The sequence below is a fragment of the Serratia sp. GW822-FHT06E05 genome, from assembly GCF_058799445.1.
The window spans coordinates 1-23,728 of the sequence record NZ_JBXALM010000009.1; the positions used below are offsets into that span (position 1 = coordinate 1).

Sequence of the window (23,728 nt, forward strand, 5' to 3'; positions counted from 1 at the left end):
GGAATTGGTAGACGCGCTAGCTTCAGGTGTTAGTGTTCTTACGGACGTGAGGGTTCAAGTCCCTCTCTTCGCACCAATCGATAAATCTCTTCGGAAGTCCTCCCCCCAAAGCCATTCCCAATCGAAACGATAACCAACACGCGATAGCGTGATTTTTGCGTTTTTATCCCAGATTGAAATTCAGGCTGATCGCCGCCAATCCCCCAGCCAATGCCATACAGGAAGGCAGCAGCAGGTAATGCCGCCAGCGGCTGTTGAACAACATCACCAGCGTCGCCAGCATAGCGATCACAATCAGCGTACGCAGTTGCATCATATCCAGGTTGATCAATGCCAGTAACGGCATTAAAGCGCAGGGCAACAAAACGCCCCAGGCGCTGGCCAGCCGATTGCCCAGGCACCAACTGACGCCCCACAACCCACACGCGGTAATCATGGCTGCAATCATGATAACCCTACCCTTCAAGTGATAATGATAACCAATATCATATAACACTTTTTTTCACTGCGCATCATTTTCGCCGCAACCACCAAACGCGGATGACATAACGGTGTAAAAATGATAGTTTGCCATAAGAAAATTCTTAGTCTTATTCGCATGTTAATAATCACAATCAACAACCATACAATGCGAATGTTTAATTCACGCCGATAGAATTTTTCGCCACCTTAATTTTTCGACAGATCGATATTGTGAAGAGTGAACTCCGTATGAACGCGCGTTCTTATCAGGAACTGCTGAACAGCAAACACCGCTTATCATTATTTTTATTTTTGTTAATGAACGCGGCCTCTTCCATATTTACATTATTGGTCCCATTTAATGACAAGCCAGCTTTTACCCTACCTTTATTAGGTATACCGATATTTTGTCTGGTGGCGCTGTTATTTACCTTGCAGTCTCCACGGTTATACGTCAAAAAATTGAATCTATTTTCCTGCGTGCTTGGCCTGCTGTGGGCTGCCCATATTTACGTTAAAAGTCAGTACTGTGCGCCGAACAACCAAAGTTTTCTATTAATTAGTCTGTTCAGTATGTTTTTTATCAGCGCCATTGCCTTAACCGATAACTTTATCGCTTTTTGCCTGCACGCCGTGCCTTCCGCCCTGGTTATTCTATTACTGGACGGTATGCACAATACCACCAGGATCGTATTCACCACGGTATTGCCGATTATCGCATTCTCTATTCATCATCTGATGCTCAAACGCAGCGAGCTTTTTACCCAAACGCTGGTAGCCAATCTGTATAACGAACGGGACCGGTTCAGCAATTTGAGCATGATCGATCCCTTAACCGGGCTTTATAACCGCCGGGGACTGGAAAATAAAATCAATATGCTGACGGTGCCGCCGTCGGGTTGTCATTTCGTGGTGTTACTCGATATCGACCATTTCAAGGCTTATAACGATAACTATGGTCATACCATGGGCGATCAGGCGCTGGTGCAGGTTGCCATCACCATCCGCGATTCGGTGCGTTCTCGCGATATTGTGGTGCGCTACGGCGGGGAAGAGTTTCTGGTGCTGCTGACCAACGTCAGCGAGGATTACGCCACCCAGTTGGCCGAACGGGTGCGGCTGCGGGTGCAGGGATTAAAAATCCCCCATCGCTTCAACCAGTTGGAAAGCACCACTGTGACGCTCAGCGCCGGGATCTCCGCCTTGGACAAGCTTGACGTGTCCTCGGCGATCCGTGCGGCCGATGCCGCCTTGTATCAGGCGAAAAACAACGGCCGCAATAATATTCAGTTGGCACCTAGCGTACAGCCCGCCGCTGTCTGAGCCAGCGGGCCAGACTTTTAGCGACGGCGCTGCTGCAAACCGTAAACAAACACCACGCCGAAGCACAACAGCGGCAGCACATACGACAGTGCCGTACTGTATTTGTCCGCCAGCGCCCCCATAAAGTAAGGCATGATGGCCCCCCCGACGATCGCCATGATCATAAAGGAGCTGGCACGCTTGGTGTGTTTGCCCATGTTTTTCACCCCCAGGGCGAAAATGGTCGGGAACATGATCGACATAAAGAAGAACACCGCGATCAACGCCACCACCGAGACCCCATCCAGGCTGAGCATCACCACGCCACACAGCGCAATGTTAATCAGCGAGTAGATCATCAGCAACGTGGCCGGCTTGACCCGGCCCATCAGCCAGGTGCTGAAGAAGCGTCCGACCATAAAGCAAATCATGGCGATAGAAAGCAAGTAGGACGCACTTTGGTTGGACACTTCGTTCCAGTGTTCGGTGGCGTAGTTGATAAAGAATGCACCGACGCCCACTTGGGCTGCCACATAGAAGAACTGGGTGATCACCCCGCCGACAAAGTGTTTGTGCTGCCATAGCCCCTGAGCGATTTCACCGTGTTCCGGTTGCTCTTCCTCACGAATGTCCGGCAGCCGGGTGCGGCCGAACAAAAAGGCAATCAGCAGCACCAGCACGGCGATTGCCACATAGGTCATCTTCACCGCGCTCTGGTCACCGCTGCTCGCCCCTTGGGTGGCAGAGAAAAACAGCGTGCCGCCGATCATCGGGCCGATAAACTGCCCCAGACCGTTAAACGACTGGGAAAGGTTCAGCCGCCGTTCAGCCCCCTTCGCGTCGCCCAGCACCGTGGCATAAGGGTTGGCCGCCGTTTCCAGGCAGCCCAGTCCACAGGCAATGACAAACAGCGCGAACAGGAACATGGCGAAGCTGTTGGCGGATGCCGCCGGCACAAACAGCAACGCCCCCAGCGCATACAGGCACAGCCCGACCAAAATTCCGGCCTTGTACCCTTTCTTATCCATAAAATAGCCGGCGGGCAGCGCCACCAGGAAGTAGGCGCCGAAATATGCCGCCTGCAATAATCCCGACTGCGCCTTGGTAACGTGCAATGTCTCCTGGAAGTGTTTGTTTAATACGTCCAACAGGCCATACGACAGCCCCCACATAAAGAACAGGCTGGTGACCAGAATAAAAGCCCAGCGCAGGTTGGCGGTTGACTTGACGCCCAGCTGTGGCGGGGCCGCACTTTTTTCAGCAAGCATTGATATATCCTCGGTAGGGTAGCGATGTTATTGTTTTTGCAAAGAAAATATCTGCTCCATCTCCACCCATTTTTCGCCTTTCGGCGTCCAGGGGGTGGCGACCTGGTATTGCCACATCAGGGCTTCCCAGCGCTGCACGTGGGGGTTGCTCAGGCCGGCGGCGGCAAACCGCGCGGCATCGAACTCGGTACTAACGTCAACAATCATGAACAGCCGGGTGCCCAGCCGATAAATCTCCATATCCAAAATGCCGTGCTCCCGCAGATGAGCGGCAATCTCCGGCCAGATACGCTGGTGATGGTGCAGGTACTCCTCGATCAGCGCCGGTGAGTCGACCAGATCGAGCGCCTGACAAAAGCGCCGTCCCCTGTCCGCCGCGCCACTCATGTGATCGCCCGATCAAGATGCAGATAACCGCCATCCACCGACAGCCATTGCCCGGTGGTGTGCGACGAACGCGATGAAATCAAAAACACCACGGTGTTGGCGATTTCCTGCGGCGTGGTCATCCGATGTTCGAGAGGAATGCGTGCGGTAATTTTCTCGAGCTGCTGTTCCGGCTGCGCGAAGGTACTGATCCAGCGCTGATACTGCGGAGTGATCACCTCCGCCGGAACCACCGCATTCACCCGTACGCCTTCATGGCGCAGCGACACCGCCCACTCGCGGGTCAACGCCAGCACGGCGCCCTTGGCGGCGGTATAACCGCTGGTGCCGCCCTGCCCGCTCAGGGCCGTTTTGGAAGCGATGTTGACGATGGCACCCTTGCTGTTTTGCAGCGCCGACTGACACAGGTGCGCCATCAGGTAGTAATGGATCAGGTTTTTCTCCAGCGATCCGACAAAGGCCTCGCGGCCGGCCTCCAACCCCACGCCATCGTTAACACCGGCGTTATTCACCAGCGCATCGATGCGGCCGAAGGTCTCTTGCGTTTGCGCCACCGCCCGTCGACAATCCTGCTCTTCGCATAAGTCGGTGATGATCACCGCACTCTGCGGCTGCAACCGCCGTAGCTGCGCCAGAAACTCCGCCTCTGGCGCAGCGTTGGTGACAATCACCGGGATCGCCCCTTCCTCCGCCAGCAGCAGGGTGATGGCCGCACCGATGCCGGAACCGCCGCCGGTGACGATCACCACCTTATCTTTCAGATACAGATCCATAACCAGACTCCGTTAAGCCATAAATTCGGCAGGCGGTGCCGCCCCAAATCTCCGCCTGTTGCGAAGGACTCAGCGTGGCGATCGCCTGCTCACTCAGTTGATAAACCTGGCCATAGTCCCCGGCCAGCAGGCACACCGGCCAGTCGGAACCAAACATCAGCCGCTGCGGGCCGAATGCCTCCAGCGCCGCATCAAAAAACGGCAGCAGCTGCGATGCCTGCCACCGGCCACCGGGCACTTCGGTGATAAGCCCCGACAGTTTGCAGACCACATGGCCCAATGCCGCCAACGGCTTGATTTGCTGCGCCCAGTGCTTTGCGCCCAAAGCGATATCCGGTTTACCGAGATGGTCCAATACCAACCAGTAGTCGTCATGTTCAGCGGCAAACTGCGCCGCCGCCGTCAAGTGCCGGTGGGTGACCAACATGTCGTAGACGTAGCCCTGCCGCTGCAGCATCTGCATGCCGCGCCGCACTTCCGGCCGCGCCAGCCAGGCGTCCGGCTGCGGTTCATCCTGCACCAGATGACGCAGGCCACGCAGCAGAGGCTGCTGCCGCCATTCATCAAGCCGCTGCGCCAGCTGCGGCGCAGTGATGTCCAGCCAGCCCACTACCCCGCAGACGCCACGGCTCTGCTGCACCTGTGCCAACAGTTCCTGTGTTTCCTGCTCGCCGTGCCGGGCCTGCACCACCAGCGCACCGTCAAAACCGTGGCGCTGCAGCAATGGAGCAAGCTGCGCCGGACCAAAGTCCTGCTGCAGCACCGCCATCTGCTCGCTGATCCACGGGTAGCGTTGCGGATGGTATTGCCAGTAATGTTGGTGGGCATCGATGCGCAGCATGGGCTGTTTCCCGTTCAACCGCGGAACCGATACTGTTCGAGCGATGACGCGTGCATCTCGATCGAGTAACCCGGATGACGTGGCGGCATATAGGCCGCCCCCTTGACGTCGCAAGGGTGAACAAAGTGTTCATGTAAGTGATCGACGTATTCGATCACCCGTCCTTCGTGGGTACCGGCAATGCACAGGTAGTCGATCATCGACAGATGCTGAACGTATTCACACAGCCCCACACCTCCGGCATGCGGACATACCGGCAGGTTGTATTTGGCCGCCATCAGCATCACCGCCAGCACCTCATTGACGCCCCCCAGGCGACAGGCGTCGATCTGCACCACGTCAATCGCTTCACGCATGATGAACTGCTTGAACATAATGCGGTTTTGGCACATCTCGCCGGTGGCAACCTTGACCGGATGCACCCCTTCGCGAATGCGACGGTGCCCTTCGACATCATCCGGGCTGGTGGGCTCTTCGATAAACCAGGGCTTGGCGAATGCCAGATGTTTCACCCAAGGGATGGCGTCGTTGACCTCCCAGACCTGGTTGGCGTCTATCATCAGTTGGCGATCGGGGCCGATGACCTCGCGAGCAATGCGCACGCGGCGGATATCGTCTTCCAGATCGCGCCCCACCTTCAGCTTCAGGTAGGAGAAACCGGCATCGACCGCTTCCTGACACAGCCGACGCAGCTTGTCGTCCGGGTAGCCCAGCCACCCGGCGGAGGTGGTGTAGCAGGGGTAGCCTTCCTCCAGCAGCCGTTCCAGACGCTGCTCTTTACCCTGCGCCCGCTGTTTGAGCAGCGTGAGCGCCTCCTGCGGCGTAATGCAGTCGGTGATGTAGCGAAAATCGATGCAGCGCACCAGTTCCTCTGGCGTCATCTCCGCCACCAGCCGCCACACCGGCTTCCCCTCGGCTTTGGCCCACAGATCCCAAACCGCGTTGATCACCGCGCCGGTCGCCAGGTGGATCGCCCCCTTGTCCGGCCCGATCCAACGCAGCTGGCTGTCGCTGGTAAAACGACGCCAAAAGGCCCCCATATCGGCGGCGATCTCTTCCAGAGTGACACCGACGATCTGGTGCTCCAGCGCGCGGATCGCCGCGCAGCAGATCTCATTGCCGCGGCCAATGGTAAAAGTCAGCCCGTGGCCGCTCAGATCGGCGCGATCGGTCTCCAGGATCACATAAGCGGCGGAGTAGTCGGGATCCGGATTCATCGCATCGGATCCGTCCAGCGCCAATGAAGTCGGGAAGCGAATATCTTCCACCCGCAGTGCGGTAATCGTTGTCATGGCAATGCTCCCCATCAGGCCTGTACGGTTGTTTGACGCTGTTCACCCAATCCCTCGATACCCAGCCGCATCGTCTGTCCGGCTTTCAGGTAGAGAGGCGTGGGTTTCTGCCCCATGCCGACGCCCGGTGGCGTACCGGTCGAGATCACATCGCCCGGTTGCAGGCTCATAAAACGGCTCAGGTAACTGATAATTTGCGGAATGCGGAAGATCATGGTGCTGGTGTTGCCGTCCTGATAACGCTTGCCGTCCACCTCCAGCCACAGGTTCAGGCTATGGGGATCGGCAATTTCGTCGGCGGTCACCAGCCAGGGGCCGGTGGGGCCAAAGGTGTCGCAGCCTTTGCCTTTGTCCCAGGTACCGCCGCGTTCAATCTGGAATTCACGCTCCGAAACGTCGTTAATCACGCAGTAACCGGCGACGTGGCGCATCGCGTCCTGTTCGCTGATGTAGCGTCCGCCCTGGCCAATAATCACGCCCAGCTCCACTTCCCAGTCCGTTTTAAGCGAGTCACGCGGGATTTGTACCTCATCGTTCGGCCCGACCACCGCGCTGGTCCATTTGTTGAACACTACCGGCTCGGAGGGGATCGCCGCGCCGGTTTCCGCCGCATGGTCGGCATAATTGAGGCCAATGCAGATAAATTTGCCGATGTGGCCCACGCACGGCCCCAGTCGCGGTTGTCCTTCCACCCGCGGCAGTTGGTTGATGTCCAGCGCACGCAGTTTGTCCAAGGCCGCCGGCAGCAACGCATCCCCGCTCAGGTCGGCAATATGCTGCGACAGGTCGCGGATCTGCCCGTGCGGATCCAATATTCCTGGGCGTTCCTGTCCCGGTGCGCCGTAACGTAAAAGTTTCATGATGTCCTCACTCTAAAAATGTTCCAAAGCGCCTGGCCTCAGTTGCTCCAGCCGCCATCGATAATCTGTACGGTCCCAGTGGTGTAGGAGCTGGCGTCGGAGGCCAGATACAGCGCCAATTGGGCTATCTCGCCGGTGGTGCCGATACGGCCAATCGGTTGACGAGCCACAAACGCCTGGTACACCTCTTCTTCGCTGCGTCCCTGCTCGCGCGCCTGCTCGGCGATGCGCTGCCGCAGCGAAGGCGACTCCACCGTGCCGGGACAAATGGCGTTGCAACGGATGCCCTGAGTGACGTAATCCGCCGCCACCGAACGCGTCAGGCCGATTACCGCCGCCTTGGTGGCGCTGTAGGCAAAGCGGTTAGGCACTCCTTTCACGCTGGAAGCCACCGAGGACATATTGATAATCGACCCGTTTTTTCGCGCCAGCATGCCGGGCAGAAAGGCGCGGATCATGCGGTACATCGCGGTCACATTCAGATCCAGCGCAAATGCCCACTGATCCTCACTGCACTCCAGGATTGATCCGCTGTGTACCACGCCGGCGCAGTTGAACAGCACGTCGATCGGACCAAGGCTTTCCGCCGCTGCCGCAATCGCCGCGGCATCGGTGACGTTAAGCGTCATTGGCTCGATGCCGGGCAAACCCTGCAGTTGCTCGGTGTTGATGTCGGTGGCAATGACTTGCGCGCCTGCCTCAGCAAAAAGTTTGGCGGTACTGAAGCCAATCCCCTGGCCGGCGGCGGTGATCAGCACGCGTTTTCCGGTTAAATTCATTTTCGCTCCCTTGGCTTAAAGGTCTAATGGTCAGGCCACTTAGGGCGATTAAAGGTCAGGCCTTTAACATGACAAAAGACGCTTTACGCGTTATGGTTTGGTGAGAATGTTATGAGATACACTTGAAACAGCTTTTTGATTAACCAATTTTTTACACTTGAATAACGATTACTCAAGCGGTTTGACTAATAACTGTGCGCTGAATCACTTAACACGGAAAAGGCCAAGGTAAAAAATGCCGATCACCCGACTGGAAAACCCTCGTATTTACAGACAGATAGCCGACCAATTGAAACGGCTTATCGATAACAATGAATTTCCTCCCGGCAGCCGCCTGCCCTCCGAACGCGATCTGGCCCAGCAGTTACAGGTTAGCCGGGCCTCCGTTCGAGAGGCGCTAATCGCGCTGGAAGTGATTGGCCTGGTGGATGTCAAAGTCGGCAACGGGGTGATCGTCCGGGCGCAAACGCCGGTGATGACATCGCAAGAGCCGGTGATGGCCCAGGCCGGCCGGGATCAGTGGGCGGAAATCGATGATGAATTGAATATCGAGCTGGATTTTAACGCCGAGCTGCCGCCGTTCTCACTGCTGCAAACCCGCCTGTTGATCGAGCCCGAAACGGCGGCACTGGCGGCACGGCACGCCACCGATCAGGAACTGGCGGGCATCCGTGAGGCCTACGAGCAAAACTGCCGTGATAACCGCGCGGGATCGGCCACCCATCCCGGCGATCGGCTGTTCCATATCCGCATCGCCCAGGCCAGCGGCAACCCAGCTTATGCCTTTATCATCGGCCACCTGCTCGGCCACCGCTACGGCAGCATGTTCCGCGTACTTCAGCGTCACTATACGCCGGATGACATGCCGCACCGTTCCGAGCAAGAACACCGGGAAATTCTGGCCGCTATCGAGGCGCGTGACGTGCGTGGCGCACGCAAGGCGATGAAAGCGCATCTGGACGAAGTGATCGCCATTTTCGCCCGCGCGCAGTAGGACGATTGGTCGGCATCAGGGCGGTGAGAAATTTTTTCTCAAACCGCCTTTTTTCCACATGCAGCCAAGGCTCAGGCACATTACACTGACAGCATATTGCATTGCACCCTATGGCTTTCAAGTTGCAGTTAGGCGACCTGCTCGCTCATCCCCAGCTTTTGTAGAGGCGCCGCATGCTGCGCCCGCATTAATCGGGGCGAATATATTCGCCCCCTACAGTAACTGGGGTGAGTGACAAATCTGTCGGAAACGGATTTGAACGCTGCGGCTTGAAAGACGACGGGTATAGGCCCTTTCACTGCTGCCTTTTAAAATGGATAACCATCGTTGAAGAACTCTTTCTCCGCTTCATTGCTGGCGCTGAGCCTGTGTGCCGCTCCGCTGGCCGCGCAGGCCGCCGCCCCGCAGCTGGCTTCGCAAATCGTCGACCAATATGCCGAGCACATTTTCTACAACAGCGGCGCCACCGGCATGGCGCTGGTGGTGATCGACGGCAATCAGGTGGTTAACCGCAGTTTTGGCGACACCAAACCCGGTAACAACCTGCGTCCGCGCCCGGATTCCCTGATCCGCATCGCCTCGATCACCAAGCTGATGACCAGCGAAGTGATGGTCAAAATGGCGGCGGAAGGCCGGGTCAAACTCACCGATCCGCTGCGCAAATACGCCCCGTCCGGTGCCTACGTACCGGCTTATAACGCTCGCCAGCCGATCACCTTGCTGAACCTGGCCACCCACACCAGCGCACTGCCGCGTGAGCAACCGGGCAAGAAGCCGCCTAAAACGCCGGTGTTCACCTGGCCGACCAAAGCGCAGCGCTGGCAGTGGCTGGAGCATGCCAACGTGACGGTACCGCCGGGCGTACGTGCCTCTTATTCCAACCTGGCGTATGACCTGCTGGCGGATGCGCTGTCACGAGCGGCGGGTAAACCTTACAGCGCCCTGCTGAAAGAAAAAATCACCGCGCCGCTCGGTATGGTCGACACCACCCTGACCCCCAGTGCCGAGCAGTGCTCACGGCTGATGGTTGCCTCAGCCGGCCCCAGCGCCTGCCGCGATACCACGGCCGCGGCCGGCAGCGGCGGCGTTTACTCTACCCCACGCGATATGCAGCGCTGGATGCAACAGTTCCTCACTTCCAACGTCTCCGGCCCACGCAAATCAACCGCGGCCAGCGAGCAGACCATGTACTTCCAGCGTAACGATCTGGTTTCGCTCAAAGGGATGGATGTGCCGGGTGAAGCCAGCGCCCTGGGATTGGGATGGGTGTATATGGCGCCGAACGGCGAACTGCCGGGGATTATTCAGAAAACCGGCGGTGGCGGTGGCTTTATCACCTATATGGCGATGATCCCGCAGAAAAACGTTGGGGTATTTGTGGTGGTAACCCGCTCGGAACTGAGTAAATTCACCAACATGAGCGATCCGGTTAACCGGCTGGTCGCCGAGTTGGCGACCAACAAAAGCTAATGCCGTAACGGGGCGCAGCCCGTGCGCCCCGCCATTTTCAGACTAACGCCGCCATCTTGTGCATCACCGGATGGAAGTTGCGTTTGAAGTAGATCAGGCCGTTACCGCCCGCACTCACCCGGATCTGGCGGATCTGCACCAGATAAACCTGATGAGTGCCAATACTCTGGATCTGCTCGATCTCCCCTTCCAGACTGGCCAGCGTGTTACGCAGCACCGGCTGATCCAGTGCGCCGTTTTGCCACTCCTCCAGACGGAAACGATCCTCCATGCTGAGTTCGGTCATACCGGCGAAGTGGCGCGCCATCAGCTCCTGCTCATGGTTCAATACGTTAACGCACAGACGCTGATTCGCCTGGAAAACCGGGTTCATCGCGCTGTTGCGGTTAATGCAAACCAGCAGCGTCGGCGGCGTATCGGTCACCGAGCACACGGCGGTGGCGGTAATGCCGCAGCGCCCCGCAGGACCGTCGGTAGTGACGATATTCACCGCGGCGGACAGGCTGGCCATCGCGTCGCGAAACAGCAAACGGTGTTCATTTTCCTGAGACATACACCCCTCCTTCAGGATCACTTGAGCAAGTTATCCAGCTGATTAATGTCACCATTATTATGCAGATGCGGCACTTTCCAACCGTGCTGGTCGTAGTCGGACAGGCATTTGTCGACCATCTCCATCATCTGGTTCATGGCGCCGGATCCCTGTGCGTTGCGCAGACACTGCAGGCGGATCTCATCCTGGCTGCCGGCGTAGTTGATCTCATACAGCTCGTGGCGACCGCCGAATTCGCTGCCGATCGCATCCCACATCAGCTTGAGGATCTTGATGCGTTCAACGTGATCCATACCGTCGGATCCGCGCACGTAACGCGCCAGGTATTTATCGATCTCCGGGTTATTCATGTCGCGCACGCTGGACGGCAGATAAATCAAACCGCTGGTGACGTTCTTTTCGATAATGTGCTTCACCTTGGTGTAGGCCATTGGTGCCATCACGCGGTAAGTTTGCATCGCGGTGGAATCCGGCAGATAAGCGCCGTTTTCCCATTTGGTGGCCTCGGCGCACATCGCATCGCTCAGTGACCAGAACATATTGCGCCAGGCCACCACTTCGCCAAGATCGGCCTGTACGCCACGGAACTCCAGCACGCCGGTACAGGACAGGCTTTTTTGCAGCAGCGCGGTGATAAAGTCCATCTTCACCGCCAGGCGCACACAGGCCTGCAGCGGGAACAGACGAGCGAAGCCCCCTTGCGTGCTCCAGCGACGACAACGATCGAAATCGCGGTAGATCAGCACGTTTTCCCACGGGATCAGCACATGATCCATAATCAGGATCGCATCGTTCTCATCGAAACGGCTCGAAAGCGGATAATCGAACGGGGATCCCGTTGCGCCCGCCACCAGCTCATAAGAGGCGCGAGAAATCAGCTTCACCCCTTCGGCATCCATCGGCGCCACAAACATCAACGCGAAGTCCGGGTTATCCCCCATTACCTGGGCAGAACCAAAACCGATAAAGTTATAGTGGGTCAGCGCCGAGTTGGTCGCCACCACCTTGGCCCCGCTGACGATAATGCCCGCGTCGGTCTCTTTCTCCACCTGAATGTAAACGTCTTTCACTTCGTTGACCGGCTTGTGGCGGTCAATCGGTGGGTTAACGATAGCGTGGTTAAAGTACAGGCCGGTTTCCTGAATGCGTTTGTACCAGTGGCGCGCGTTATCGGCAAACTGACCATAAAACTCGGGATAAGCCCCCAGCGCACACCCGAAGGCTGCTTTGTAGTCCGGGGTGCGCCCCATCCAACCGTAACTCTGGCGCGACCAGTCGGCGATGGCATCACGCTGCTGGCGCATCTCTTCCGGGCTGCGGGCGTAGCGGAAGAATTTGTGAGTGTAACCGCCGTTGCCGGTATCGGTGTTCCAGCACAGGCGATCCTGGCTGACCGGATCGTGCAGCGCGTCGTACAGTTGACCGACCGAAGCCGCTGCATTACGGAATGCCGGGTGAGTGGTGACATCTTTCACTCGTTCGCCGTAGATATAAATCTCACGACCGTCCTGCAAACTTTTCAGGTATTCGGCACCGGTGAACGGGCGTTTGTTGTCAGCACGAAAGTCTTCAGGTTTCATTTAAGTCTTCCTCGTAATCGGCATAGTGCAGACCGTGGATTCGGTCGCTTGTTAAAATAATGTTTTCTTTTGGTTGCTTAATTGAAGCTTCCAGGGCCGGTTTCGAGAAGAGACTTTTGCGGCAAACGCCGGTACTTTTCAGGCGGGTTGGCCGCAATCGCCGCGAATTGTGATCCAGACGGTGTTCCGCCGTTATGAAAGGGGATGCTGCGCGGCGCGGTAGGTCGAGGGTGAACAGCCTTCCAGACGATTGAAGAAACGCGCGAAATAGGCCGGATCCTTAAAGCCCAGGCTGTAGGCAGTTTCATGCACCGTACAGGCGCTGAATAGCAGCATGCGCTTGGCTTCGCGCAGCAGGCGATCGAAGATCAAACGTTTGGGGGGCTGATTGGCAAACCGTCGGCACAAATCGTTGAGCCGCGATTCGGTGACGCCGAGCGCCTGAGCATAGTCCGGCACCGCCAGGTGATCGCGAAAACGCTCATCGACCATCTTGTTGAAACGCTGGAACAGCTTCAGCTCACCCCGCACGCCGCTGGTGGCAGTATCCTCCAGCGTGGTATTGCGCAACAGCAGGGTAAACACCGCCTGCGCCAACAGCACCAGCGTCTGTTCGCGGCCCACCAACCTCTGGCTGAACTCACGCCGGATCAGCGCCCAGTAATGGCTAAGCGCGGTCAATTCCTGCGGTGCATCCGCCAGTGAAAGGCAAATGCCCGGCATGTCCAACGCCAGATTGCTGCCAGGGTAGAGGCGCTCCAGCAAAGGCCAAATCAGCTCCTGGCGTACCGTCAGCACGTGGCCGTCGCTGTCCGGTTCGGTGAAAAATGCATGGGGCACCGAGGGCGGCGTCAGGATGAACAGCGGTGCCTGCACCGAATAGTGCTGGCTGTCCAGCTGCAGCTCAATCTTGCCGGTCTCCAGAAAATGCATCTGGAAAAACCGATCGTGCCAATGCACCTGCATATCACGGCCAAAAAACGCCGCCAGTCCGGCGAAGGTTTCATAGTGCACTTCGTCGGTGGCGTAACGCGCATCGTACTCTTTGCAGATATCGATATTGGCGATAAAACCGGTACTTTTCTGCACATCATCCTCCATCAGCGATGAGATCCGTGATAAGCCTTTTATTAGGCGTCATTGTCGCAGACAGTTTGGCCATGGACAGCGCGCAGGAACCCGAGCGTACACGCAGTACGTCAGGGTTCCGAGCACTGCCCTAGGCCAAAATGGCAAGTAAAATAGCCTAATATCAGGCTTATGGCGTGGCCCGTGGACGCGAGCCCTGCATCGGGATCCGCCACACGATCACGGCACCGATGATCAACAACGCCGAAACGAAATACAGCCCAGAGTTAAAGCTGCCGGTCAGATCCTTAAACCAGCCGATCAATACCGGGCTGACCGCAGATCCGATATTGCCGGTGGCATTGATCACCGCGATCCCAATCGCCCTCGCCTCGAGGCTGATGGACTGATCCGGCGTAGTCCAGAAGATCGCCATCGCCGTGAACGACCCCACCGACGCCATCACGATCCCCAGCAGCTGGATCATGCTGTGATCGGTGGCCGACGCCAGCAGCCAGCCGGCAGCGGCAAACAGGTACGGCAGCGCGGTGTGGTGTTTGCGCTCTTGCAGCCGATCCGATCTCTTACTCCACCACACCATGCCGGCGATGGTACAGACCTGCGGGATCGCCGCCAGAATACCGATCACTATGTTGCTGCTGCTCTGATTGAAGCTCTGCAGGATCTGCGGCGTCCAGATATTGATGGCGCTCAGGGTGTTGGTCAGACAGAAATAAGCCAGGGTATACATCAGCACAATCGGGGTGAAAATTTCCCGCCACAGGCTACGCTGTTGCAATGCCCGATGGCTGCCCGGCCCATTGGGCTGCACCAGTTGCAGTTTGTCCGCCTCCATCATCGCCTTCAGACTGGCCTTTTCCTCGTCGGTCAGCCATTTGGCTTTGGCAGGAGTATCGTCGAGGTAGAACCACACCACCACGCCCAACAGCACCGAAGGAATGCCCTCCAACAGGAACAGCCATTGCCACCCTTTGAGGTTCATCAGCCCGTCCAGCGCCAGAATATAGCCGGACACCAATGAGCCAATTGCCATGGTTACCGGCATGGCGATCATAAACAGCGCGTTGGCGCGAGCGCGGTAAAAAGCCGGGAACCAATAGGTGAGATACACCAAAATCCCCGGCAGAAAACCGGCCTCGGTAATGCCTACGATCATCCGCAATAGGTACAGGCTGGTCGGCCCGGTGGCGAACAGCGTACAGGTCGAGGCGATGCCCCACAGCACCATGATGGTGGCGATCCAGCGTCGCGCGCCGACGATCCCCAGCATGATATTGCTCGGAATGCCGAAGATCACATAGGTGACGTAGAACAAGGTTGCCGCCAGGCCGAACATGGTCGAGCTCAGGCCGAGATCCTTGCCCATCGTCAGCCCGGCGAAACCGATGTTGATGCGGTCGAGGAAAGAGAAAACAAACAGCACAAACAGGAAAATAATCAGTCGCCGAAATAACTTTTTAATCACCGATTGCTCGGCGGCGGTTAACGCTTTATGTTGCTGCGCCGGGTTGACCGGCGGCAGCGAATCGACGTTGCTCATGGTGTCTCCAATAAGATGGCGGCCTGCAACCTAATAAACGCTCGGGGACTGTACGGACGGCCGCTCTTGTTTAAAGCGGCTGGCCAAAGATTCCGCCGCTCGCGACAGCAGGGTGGTATCCACCCCTACTGCGACAAACAGCGCGCCGGACGCCAGATAGTGCTGCGCCAGTTCCGGGTTGGCCGTCAGAATGCCTGCTGCCTTACCGGCGGCGCTGATGCGCGCTATAGCGTCGTCGATGGTGCGCTGCACTTCCGGCTGCTGTGGATTGCCGGAAAACCCCATGTCGGCACTGAGATCCGCCGGGCCGATAAATACCCCGTCGACCCCCTCCACCTGCAGGATGGCATCCAGGTTTTTCACCGCCTCACGGGTTTCGATTTGCACCAGTACGCACATCTGCGCGTCGGCCTGTTGCAGGTAATTCGGCACCCTGTTCCAGCGGGAAGCACGAGCCAGCGCACTGCCAACGCCGCGTATGCCATGCGGCGGATAACGGGTGGCTCGCACCGCGTCACGCGCCTGTTCTGCGTTCTGGATCATCGGGATCAGCAGCGTCTGCGCACCGACGTCCAACAGTTGCTTGATCATCACCGGATCATTCCATGCCGGACGCACCACTGGATGACTCGGATAAGGCGCGATGGCCTGCAGCTGGCCCAATACCGTTTGTACGTTGTTGGGCGCGTGTTCGCCGTCGATCAGCAGCCAGTCGAAACCGGCCCCGGCCAGCATTTCTGCGCTGTAGCTGCTGCACAGCCCCAGCCACAGGCCAATCTGCGGGCGTTTTTCCTGCAACGCCTGCTTGAAAGGGTTGGTTAACATGGTGTTCTCCATTGGTTTTTCCACTCTCCCACAGGGAAAGGGCCGATCAGACAAAGCGACAGCTGATGCAGCCCATCGGGCCATAATCCGCATGGAAGGTGTCGCCACGTCGGGCGGCAACCGGTCGGGTGAAGGAACCGCCGAGGATCACCTGCCCGGCTTCCAGCTCTACGTCGTACGGGAAAAGTTTGTTGGCCAGCCAGGCCACGCCGTTGGCCGGATGGTTCAGCACCGCTGCCGCCACGCCAGACTCTTCAATCACGCCGTTGCGGTACAGCAACGCGCTGATCCAACGCAGATCCAACGCGTCCGGTTTGATCGGCCGCCCGCCCATCACCACCCCGGCGTTGGCGGCATTGTCGGAAATAGTGTCGAACACCTTGCGCGGGCGCTGAGTTTCGGGATCCACGTTATGGCTGCGCGCATCGATGATCTCCAGGGCCGGAATGATGTAATCGGTGGCGTTATAAACGTCGAACAGCGTGCAGTTTGGCCCGCGCAGCGGCTTGGCGAGCACGAAGGCCAGCTCCACCTCGACGCGCGGCACGATAAAACGGTCGATGGGAATATCGCTGCCATCGTTGAAAAACATGTCGTCCAGCAGCGCGCCGTAATCCGGCTCGGAGATTTGGGAGCTGACCTGCATGGCGCGCGACGTCAGGCCGATTTTATGACCCTTGAGTTTGCGCCCTTCGGCGATCTTCAGCTCTACCCACTGGCGCTGAATGGCGTAAGCGTCTTCAATGGTGATCTCGGGATGATCCAGCGACAGCGCGCGTATCTGCTCGCGGTTTTGCTCCGCCTGATGCAAGCGCTGCACGGCACGACTAACCAGCTCTTTATTCAACATTGACGGCCCCTTAGCCTTGGCGAAATAGCGCGTGGACATTGTTTTGCTTGTAGTTCAGCACCGGATCCAGCTCTTCCATCGTGAATGACAGCGCCAGATAGCGCCTGGCCATCAGCGCGGCAAAATGTTCTTTGATCAGCGCAAACAGCATCTCACCCACCTGTTCACGACTTTCCAGGCTGCGGCCGTGACCAATCTTCAATGTCATATGCACGAAGGCGTAATCGTGCTTACCGTCGGCCATCTGCCAGGTATCCAGCCAGATAGCGCGGCTGCGCACTCCGGCCAGCGGAAAAATACCGGTGTCCGCCAGTGCCTGATTGACCTTGGCGAACAACGCGGGGAGCTCGGCTTCTTCGCGGATGTTATTGGTGCATTCAGCATAAAAATGCGGCATAGCAATCTCCGGGAGACGAATTTGCGCGAACGCCTGTCCGCGCGTTGGGGGCTACAGGGTGTTGCCGAGCTTAAAGCCTTTCTCTGTATCGCCTTGACGGGTATAGGAAAAACCATCCGCGCCAATGGTGACGGCCATTTCGCTTGGCGCGTTGCGTTCGATAACCGGCTGCGGCTGGCCATCGAGATCGAGCACCAGTGACCCCTCGGTGTACCAGCTTGGCACTACCGGGTTGCCCCACCAGTCGCGGCGCTGGTTATCATGCACATCCCAGCTCACGGTCGGGTTGTCAGGATCGCCGGTGTAGTAATCCTGGGTATAGATTTCTACGCGATGGCCATCGGGATCGCGCAGATAGAGATAGAAGGCGTTAGAGACGCCGTGGCGGCCTGGGCCACGTTCGATCAAATCGGATTTACGCAGTGCGCCGAGCTTGTCGCAGATGGCCAGAATGTTGTGTTTTTCATGGGTGGCGAACGCAATATGGTGCATACGCGGCCCGGCGCCGCCGGTCATCGCGGTGTCGTGCACCGTGGCTTTGCGGCGCATCCAGGCGGCGTAAACCACGCCATTTTCATCCCGGATATCTTCCGTCACGCGGAACCCCAGGCCCTGGATGTATTCCACCGCACGCGGAACATCGGGCGTGATCTGGTTAAAGTGGTCGAGACGTACCAGCGCCCCTGGCGTGTAGAGATCGTAACGCCAGGCCAGACGCTCGACGTGCTGCACGTCGTAGAAGAATTCGTACGGGAAGCCGAGCGGATCCTCTACCCGGACCGAATCGCCAATGCCTTTGGCGAAGCCATTCACCCGACGCTCGGTACGGCAACCTAACGCTTTGAAATAGGCTTCGGCCCGATCGACGTCTTCCGGCGTACGCACCCGGAAGGCAAAGGCCGCAACCGCAGCCACCGGTCCTTCACGCAGCACCAGATTATGGTGGATAAACTCTTCCATCGACCGCAGATAGAGAGTTTTCTCGTCTTCGGCGGTCACAACCAGACCCAGGATATCGACGTAGAATTCGCGCGCGGCTTTAAGGTTGGTGACCTGAATTTCCATATAGGCGCAGCGCACAACATCGGGAGCAGGGACAGCATCGGTGGTAAGTTTGGTCGTCATTGTTCTCATCTCCTTCTTTTTTATTATGGTTTGAGGCTTAAACGCCCCAGCGCGGGATCGGGTGGTCACCCATGGAAATGCACACGTTCTTCATCTCGGCGAACACTTCAAAGCTGTATTCCCCGCCCTCGCGGCCGGTGCCGGAAGATTTCACGCCGCCAAACGGCTGGCGCAGATCGCGTACGTTTTGGGTATTGACGAAAACCATCCCCGCTTCAATATTGCGGGCCAGACGCAGCACCTTGCTCACATCCTGCGTCCAGATGTACGACGCCAGGCCATACTCCACGTCGTTGGCCATGCGCAGGCCGTCTTCTTCCGATTTGAACGGCAGCAGGCAGGCCACCGGCCCGAAAATCTCCTCCTGCGCGATGCGCATCCGGTTGTCGACATCCGCCAGCACCGTTGGCCGCAGGAAGTTGCCGTGGCTGAGGCCAGCCGGTTTGTCCGGGCCACCGGCCAACAGGGTGGCGCCTTCTTCCAGCCCGAGGCGGATATAGCCGGACACTTTTTCCCAGTGCTGCTGGCTGATCAACGCCCCAACCTGCGTGTTGGGATCCTGCGGATCGCCTACGCGCAGGCGGTTGGCGCGCTCGGCAAAACGTTTGACGAATTCCGGGTAAATGCTCTCTTGAATAAAGATGCGCGAACCGGCGGTGCAGCGTTCACCGTTGATCGAGAAAATGGTGAACAGCGCGGCGTCCAGCGCACGTTCGATGTCGGCATCTTCGAAAATCAGTACCGGCGATTTCCCGCCCAGCTCCATGGAAAACTTCTTCAAGCCCGCGTTTTCAATGATCCGGCGTCCTGTGGCGGTGCCGCCGGTAAAGGACACCGCACGCACGTCCTTATGACGCACCAGCGCATCCCCGGCGGTGGCGCCGTAACCCTGCACCACGTTGAGTACCCCGGCCGGAATGCCGGCTTCCAGCGCCAGTTCGCCCAGGCGATCGGCGGTCAGCGGCGACAGCTCGGACATTTTCAGCACCGCGGTATTGCCCAGCGCCAGGCAAGGCGCGGTCTTCCAGGTTGCGGTCATGAAAGGCACGTTCCACGGTGACACCAGCGCACACACCCCCACCGGCTGGATCAGCGTGTAGTTGAGCATCTTGTCGTCCACCGGATAGGTACGGCCGTTCATCTGCTGGCAGATCTCGGCAAAGAACTCGAAGTTGTGAGAAGCGCGCGGGATCAGCACGTTTTTGGTTTGGTGGATCGGCAGGCCGGTGTCGGCGGTTTCCATCTCGGCAATCTGCGGCACGTTCTCGTCAATCAGCTCGCCCAGACGACGCATCAGGCGAGCACGCTCTTTCATTGGCGTATTGGCCCATTTCGGGAACGCAGCCTTGGCGGCAGCCACCGCCTGATCGATCTCCAACTGCCCGCCGGAAGCGACCTCTGCCAGCACCTCGCCGTTGGCCGGGTTGGTGGTAGTGAAATACTCTTTGCTGGCTACGTTTTTACCGTTAATCCAATGGTTGATGGTTTTCATCGCAGGCTTTCCTCGTAATCTTTTTCACTGATGATGTGGTTAACCAGACGGCCGATGCCCTCAATCTCCACCACCACTTCATCGCCCGGCTGCACGTCGGCCAGCCCTTTCGGCGTGCCGGTGGCGATCATGTCGCCCGGCTGCAGCGTCATAAATTCACTCAGGTAACTGATCAGGTAGGGGATATCGAAAATCATGTCGGCGGTGCTGCCGCGCTGACGCAGCTCGCCGTTAACGTAGGTGCTGAGTGCCAGACGGTGCGGATCGGCGATATCGTCACGATCGACGATGTACGGCCCAATCGGCGTCAGGGTATCGCGGCTTTTCACCCGCAGATTCGGGCGGTAATAGTTTTCCAGATAGTCGCGAATGGCGTAGTCGTTGCACAGCGTGTAGCCCGCCACATACGCCATGGCATCTTCGCGGCTGACGTTACGCGCCGTCTTGCCGATCACCGCCACCAGCTCGGCTTCGTAGTGCATATAGTCGACGTTGGCCGGACGTACCGAAACCTGCCGATGGCCGGTCAGGGTGTTCGGCGCCTTGAGGAACACCAGCGGCTCTTCCGGGGCCTTGAATTCCAGCTCGCTGGCGTGATCGGCATAGTTCAGCCCCAGGGCAAACACCGTGCCCTGCGCCGGTGGCAACCACTCGACGTCCTGCTCTGGCAACACCGTGCCGTCCGGCAACGTCACGCGCAGTTGCTCGTCGACGCTGACATTAACAATTTGGCCATGATGGCGAATACGGGCGTGTCTCATGCGGTTTCTCCTGCCTGCACTACGCGGTTGGTCAGGGTCGGCAAACCGGCGGCACGCACCCTCACTTCATCTCCAGGTTTGATCTCCACCCGCTGGTGTGGCGTGCCGATCAGCACTGCGTCGCCCGGCTGCAGGGTAATAAAATCGCTGATGGCGGCGATCAGTTCCGGCACCGAACGCACCAAATCGGCCGTCGACCAGCGATCCTGCTCTACCCCGTTGATTTCGGTGATGATCTCCACCGCATCGGTGGTCACCAATGAACCGATCTCCCCCAACGGGCAAAAACCGTCGCGGCATTTCGCTTTGATCGCCGGGCGGTAGAAGCTGCTTTCCGGCAGGCTGATGTCGTTGGCCAGCGCATAACCGGCCAGATAGTCGGCGACCCGTTCGGCCGGCACCTTACGGGCGGTGTTGCCAATCACTACCGCCAGCGTGGCGCCGCTTTGCACTTGCTCACCGGCAGGAAACGGGATCGCCCCGCCGTTGGCGAGGTGGGTATTGCGCGGTTTGATAAACCACACCGGGGTCTTCGGCGGGGTTTTATACGGCGGCTGATGAAACGCCTGATCCCAAGCGTCTATCTGGCTGCGGTGATTCAACGCGACGGAAAATACGGTGCCTTTCATGCAAACTCCTTTCAATGACACAACAGGGCAATTCGGCATTCATTAATATGTTAATGAATACTTTTATACGCTGTTCAGCTTTTACGCAACGCCGGTGGATTGATTTGTGATCGTGATAACAAAATATTCACAACCCATGAACATTGGCGTGATTATTCAACGAATTAATCATTTTTAGGTGATTTTTACCGCTGCGGATGCGTTTTCGCTTTATCCATCTGGGTAAACTTGGCTACTATTAAGTTATTAATAAAATCAGGATTTACCGATAGGGGTATTGCAGTGTCCGCACGGCCACCTGCTGAGCCACAACGGTAAATGCCTGAATGACGAACACCCTTATAGCCAAGGCCAAATCTATGCATGAGTCCTTAACCATTGCCCTGCTGCAAGCGCGTGAAACCGCCATGGGCTTTTTTCGCCCGATCCTGAAAAGCCATAACCTGACCGAACAGCAATGGCGCATCATTCGCGTTTTGGCCAATAGTCGTTCGATCGAATTCCACGAATTGGCAGCAGAAACCTGCATCCTGCGCCCCAGCCTGACCGGCATTTTGTCGCGCATGGAACGCGATAAGCTGATTTTCCGCCTGAAACCGGTTAACGATCAGCGCAAGCTGTACGTGTCTCTCACCCAGCAGGGTCAGGAGCTGTATGAAGTGGCGCGCCACCAGGTAGAACAGGGGTACGCTGAAATCGAAGCCGCATTTTCACAGCAGAAAATGGACCAGTTGATGACCTTACTGGACGAGCTGATCACCCTGGGGGATAAACTGCCCGCCAACGTGACCGCTCATCCCACAAAGAAATGATCCTTCCGATTATCATCCTCTGATTAATTGGCGTTGCAGCCAGGCTGCAACGTCAAGAAAGAACAGGATGAGCCTCGGGGAGTAACGCGCCGCCGTCCACCACCAGCGTTTGGCCGGTCATATAGGCGGCCGCCGGTGAGGCGAGAAACACCATCGCCGCCGCAATGTCTTCCGGCTCCCCCAATCGCCCGAGCGGCACTGCGGCCGCAATCGCCTGATTGACCGCCGCGCCCCCCAGATTGGCCATCGCCGGCGTGCGGATCATTCCCGGCTCCACACCGTTGACCCTGACGCCAGCCGCCGCCAGTTCCAGCGCCGCCGCGCGAATAAACCCGTTTACTCCGGCCTTTGAAGCGGCATAGTGCGCCAACCCCGGATAGGCGACCCGTGGCCCGGTCACCGACGACGTCACCAAAATGCAGCCCCCGCCCTGACGTTGCATCCAGGGTAAAGCCGCCTGCGCCAGAAAGAACGGCGCCATCAGATTAACGCTCAGCGTGCGTTGCAATAACACAGCGTCAATCTCGACAAAGGGCGTCAGCGGGAAGTAAGCCGCGTTATGGATCACCACGTCCAGCCGCTGATGCTGCTGCCCCACCGCTGCAACCAGTTCGGCAATCTGCCCCGGATCGGCCAGATCGCAGGCCATCGCCTGGACCTGCCCGCCCTGCTGTTGCAGCGTCTCGGCGGCATCCTGCGCTTTTTGCAGCTGCAGATCCGCCATCACCACCGTCGCGCCCAACTGAGCAAAGGCACTGACGATCGCCAGCCCGATGCCCTGCGCACCGCCCGTCACCAGCACCACCTGCCCCTTGAACGCATCAGCCGCATAGGTTGCATTCATCGGACTATCCCCGTGGATGGTGGGTGGTGTTCAGCACCTGCGCATGGGCGCCTACCGCAAAATTGCTCAGCGCGCTGAAATCACTGCCCTGATAGCCGAGGATCTTGCCGTCGGTGCGCATGCCTTGCAGATCGATCATGACCACGCCCAGCGTCGGCACAATCTTCTCTCGCCAGACAAACAGGTACAGCTGTTCGGCCACCTTCACGTAGTGGCAGCGATCGACATCCGCCAGCCCTTTCTCCACGCCATCCAGGCACTGCCAGGCGTAGAAATTGTCGTTCAGATAAATGTGTTCGTAACGCTCGGTCTGGCTGTAGGTATACATGTTACGCATGCCAATCAGCTCGTCGGTGAACTCTGGCGGCGCAACATCGGCGTTATCCAGCGTGCCAAAGTGGAATTCAACGTTGACCGCCGTCAGCGGCAACCCTTGCTCAACCCGGCTGAAGGCGTCCAGACGGGCTTGTTCCTCATCCGGCAACTGGCCATACACCGCCGTGAAATTACCCTGGTTGCGATCGCACACCAGCGTGATGCTGGCGTTCTCCTGTGCGGGATCGAGAAAATCGATAAACAGAATGCCGGGGCGAATGCTGGTGGCGCGATAAGCGATGCCCCTGTACTCCCCCCAACTCAGCGTCTGCTCATCGACAAAGTGACAACTCAGCATTTCACCGTCGGCAAAACGTAATGTCAGCGTGTTACCGCTCAACCCATGCTGCTGTTCCAGCGTATTGCTGTGCGGCGCAAAGCCTTCCGCCAGTGCGCCAACCTGAATAAATACCGCTTCTGTACTCATT

Annotated in this window: 25 protein-coding genes; 4 read left to right on the top strand and 21 right to left on the bottom strand. The window is 57.9% G+C overall.

What is annotated here, in order from left to right; genetic code table 11:
* Positions 1 to 163: 163 nt before the first annotated feature.
* Positions 164 to 448, bottom strand: a complete 285-nt coding sequence (locus AC1RKC_RS18635; RefSeq protein ID WP_020825103.1) for a DUF1435 domain-containing protein — start codon at positions 446 to 448, stop codon at positions 164 to 166.
* A gap of 263 nt (positions 449 to 711) precedes the next feature.
* Between AC1RKC_RS18635 and AC1RKC_RS18640 the strand changes: the two genes are divergently transcribed.
* Positions 712 to 1,785, top strand: a complete 1,074-nt coding sequence (locus tag AC1RKC_RS18640) for a GGDEF domain-containing protein (protein WP_020825102.1) — start codon at positions 712 to 714, stop codon at positions 1,783 to 1,785.
* A gap of 17 nt (positions 1,786 to 1,802) precedes the next feature.
* Here AC1RKC_RS18640 and fucP read toward each other — a convergent pair whose 3' ends face one another.
* From fucP to AC1RKC_RS18675, 7 genes are read right to left on the bottom strand one after another with little or no spacing between them, the layout of a single operon-like run.
* Positions 1,803 to 3,032 (bottom strand): L-fucose:H+ symporter permease, encoded by a 1,230-nt coding sequence (gene fucP / locus AC1RKC_RS18645; RefSeq protein WP_020825101.1) that lies wholly within the window; start codon positions 3,030 to 3,032, stop codon positions 1,803 to 1,805.
* Between the two features lie 27 nt (positions 3,033 to 3,059).
* Positions 3,060 to 3,419 carry an L-rhamnose mutarotase gene (locus AC1RKC_RS18650; RefSeq protein WP_046374566.1) on the bottom strand — a complete coding sequence of 120 codons (360 nt, stop codon included), beginning with the start codon at positions 3,417 to 3,419 and terminating at the stop codon, positions 3,060 to 3,062.
* Complete coding sequence (locus tag AC1RKC_RS18655; RefSeq protein ID WP_201895765.1) at positions 3,416 to 4,192, bottom strand: L-fucose dehydrogenase; 777 nt, start codon at positions 4,190 to 4,192, stop codon at positions 3,416 to 3,418. The genes AC1RKC_RS18650 and AC1RKC_RS18655 overlap by 4 nt, the downstream gene beginning before the upstream one ends.
* Positions 4,170 to 5,033: an amidohydrolase family protein gene (locus AC1RKC_RS18660; protein ID WP_048762887.1), complete on the bottom strand. Its 864-nt coding sequence runs from the start codon at positions 5,031 to 5,033 to the stop codon at positions 4,170 to 4,172. The genes AC1RKC_RS18655 and AC1RKC_RS18660 overlap by 23 nt, the downstream gene beginning before the upstream one ends.
* A 14-nt stretch (positions 5,034 to 5,047) precedes the next feature.
* Positions 5,048 to 6,325 (bottom strand): L-fuconate dehydratase, encoded by a 1,278-nt coding sequence (locus AC1RKC_RS18665; protein ID WP_048762886.1) that lies wholly within the window; start codon positions 6,323 to 6,325, stop codon positions 5,048 to 5,050.
* Positions 6,326 to 6,339: 14 nt separating this feature from the next.
* Entirely contained in the window at positions 6,340 to 7,185 is an 846-nt protein-coding gene (locus tag AC1RKC_RS18670) for a fumarylacetoacetate hydrolase family protein (protein WP_041414170.1), read from the bottom strand.
* Between the two features lie 38 nt (positions 7,186 to 7,223).
* Entirely contained in the window at positions 7,224 to 7,964 is a 741-nt protein-coding gene (locus AC1RKC_RS18675) for an SDR family oxidoreductase (protein ID WP_020825095.1), read from the bottom strand.
* 235 nt (positions 7,965 to 8,199) lie between these two features.
* Between AC1RKC_RS18675 and AC1RKC_RS18680 the strand changes: the two genes are divergently transcribed.
* Complete coding sequence (locus tag AC1RKC_RS18680) at positions 8,200 to 8,958, top strand: FadR/GntR family transcriptional regulator (protein ID WP_020825094.1); 759 nt, start codon at positions 8,200 to 8,202, stop codon at positions 8,956 to 8,958.
* 327 nt (positions 8,959 to 9,285) lie between these two features.
* Positions 9,286 to 10,428, top strand: a complete 1,143-nt coding sequence (ampH, locus tag AC1RKC_RS18685; RefSeq protein WP_020825093.1) for a D-alanyl-D-alanine-carboxypeptidase/endopeptidase AmpH — start codon at positions 9,286 to 9,288, stop codon at positions 10,426 to 10,428.
* Between the two features lie 37 nt (positions 10,429 to 10,465).
* Here ampH and hpaC read toward each other — a convergent pair whose 3' ends face one another.
* From hpaC to AC1RKC_RS18740, 11 genes are all read right to left on the bottom strand, one after another.
* Complete coding sequence (hpaC, locus tag AC1RKC_RS18690) at positions 10,466 to 10,981, bottom strand: 4-hydroxyphenylacetate 3-monooxygenase, reductase component (protein ID WP_122077028.1); 516 nt, start codon at positions 10,979 to 10,981, stop codon at positions 10,466 to 10,468.
* A gap of 17 nt (positions 10,982 to 10,998) precedes the next feature.
* Positions 10,999 to 12,561 carry a 4-hydroxyphenylacetate 3-monooxygenase, oxygenase component gene (gene hpaB, locus AC1RKC_RS18695; protein ID WP_115060186.1) on the bottom strand — a complete coding sequence of 521 codons (1,563 nt, stop codon included), beginning with the start codon at positions 12,559 to 12,561 and terminating at the stop codon, positions 10,999 to 11,001.
* 192 nt (positions 12,562 to 12,753) lie between these two features.
* Positions 12,754 to 13,650, bottom strand: coding sequence for a 4-hydroxyphenylacetate catabolism regulatory protein HpaA (hpaA, locus tag AC1RKC_RS18700; protein WP_044554078.1), 897 nt, complete (start codon positions 13,648 to 13,650; stop codon positions 12,754 to 12,756).
* Positions 13,651 to 13,819: 169 nt separating this feature from the next.
* Positions 13,820 to 15,190, bottom strand: coding sequence for a 4-hydroxyphenylacetate permease (hpaX, locus tag AC1RKC_RS18705; RefSeq protein ID WP_020825089.1), 1,371 nt, complete (start codon positions 15,188 to 15,190; stop codon positions 13,820 to 13,822).
* Positions 15,191 to 15,220: 30 nt separating this feature from the next.
* On the bottom strand, positions 15,221 to 16,015 hold the full coding sequence (gene hpaI, locus AC1RKC_RS18710) for a 4-hydroxy-2-oxoheptanedioate aldolase (protein ID WP_276545030.1): 795 nt from the start codon (positions 16,013 to 16,015) through the stop codon (positions 15,221 to 15,223).
* Between the two features lie 46 nt (positions 16,016 to 16,061).
* A complete protein-coding gene (hpaH, locus tag AC1RKC_RS18715) occupies positions 16,062 to 16,865 on the bottom strand; it encodes a 2-oxo-hept-4-ene-1,7-dioate hydratase (RefSeq protein WP_020825087.1) in 804 nt (267 codons plus the stop codon).
* A 10-nt stretch (positions 16,866 to 16,875) separates the two neighbouring features.
* Positions 16,876 to 17,262: a 5-carboxymethyl-2-hydroxymuconate Delta-isomerase gene (locus AC1RKC_RS18720; RefSeq protein ID WP_020825086.1), complete on the bottom strand. Its 387-nt coding sequence runs from the start codon at positions 17,260 to 17,262 to the stop codon at positions 16,876 to 16,878.
* 51 nt (positions 17,263 to 17,313) lie between these two features.
* Complete coding sequence (hpaD, locus tag AC1RKC_RS18725; protein WP_020825085.1) at positions 17,314 to 18,387, bottom strand: 3,4-dihydroxyphenylacetate 2,3-dioxygenase; 1,074 nt, start codon at positions 18,385 to 18,387, stop codon at positions 17,314 to 17,316.
* Positions 18,388 to 18,424: 37 nt separating this feature from the next.
* Positions 18,425 to 19,879, bottom strand: a complete 1,455-nt coding sequence (gene hpaE, locus AC1RKC_RS18730; protein WP_046374571.1) for a 5-carboxymethyl-2-hydroxymuconate semialdehyde dehydrogenase — start codon at positions 19,877 to 19,879, stop codon at positions 18,425 to 18,427.
* Entirely contained in the window at positions 19,876 to 20,640 is a 765-nt protein-coding gene (locus tag AC1RKC_RS18735) for a fumarylacetoacetate hydrolase family protein (protein ID WP_020825083.1), read from the bottom strand. Before AC1RKC_RS18735 ends, hpaE begins: the two co-directional genes overlap by 4 nt.
* A complete protein-coding gene (locus AC1RKC_RS18740) occupies positions 20,637 to 21,269 on the bottom strand; it encodes a fumarylacetoacetate hydrolase family protein (protein WP_046374572.1) in 633 nt (210 codons plus the stop codon). The genes AC1RKC_RS18735 and AC1RKC_RS18740 overlap by 4 nt, the downstream gene beginning before the upstream one ends.
* Before the next feature lie 359 nt (positions 21,270 to 21,628).
* Between AC1RKC_RS18740 and hpaR the strand changes: the two genes are divergently transcribed.
* Positions 21,629 to 22,081: a homoprotocatechuate degradation operon regulator HpaR gene (gene hpaR, locus AC1RKC_RS18745; protein ID WP_041415197.1), complete on the top strand. Its 453-nt coding sequence runs from the start codon at positions 21,629 to 21,631 to the stop codon at positions 22,079 to 22,081.
* Positions 22,082 to 22,133: 52 nt separating this feature from the next.
* Here the strand turns inward: hpaR and AC1RKC_RS18750 are convergent, their stop codons facing one another.
* Both AC1RKC_RS18750 and AC1RKC_RS18755 read right to left on the bottom strand, forming a co-directional pair.
* Entirely contained in the window at positions 22,134 to 22,925 is a 792-nt protein-coding gene (locus AC1RKC_RS18750) for an SDR family oxidoreductase (RefSeq protein ID WP_048762884.1), read from the bottom strand.
* Positions 22,926 to 22,929: 4 nt separating this feature from the next.
* The gene (locus tag AC1RKC_RS18755; RefSeq protein ID WP_261139435.1) at positions 22,930 to 23,727 is read right to left on the bottom strand and encodes a molybdenum cofactor biosynthesis F family protein; all 798 of its coding nucleotides are present in this window, start codon (positions 23,725 to 23,727) and stop codon (positions 22,930 to 22,932) included.
* Position 23,728: the final 1 nt, after the last annotated feature.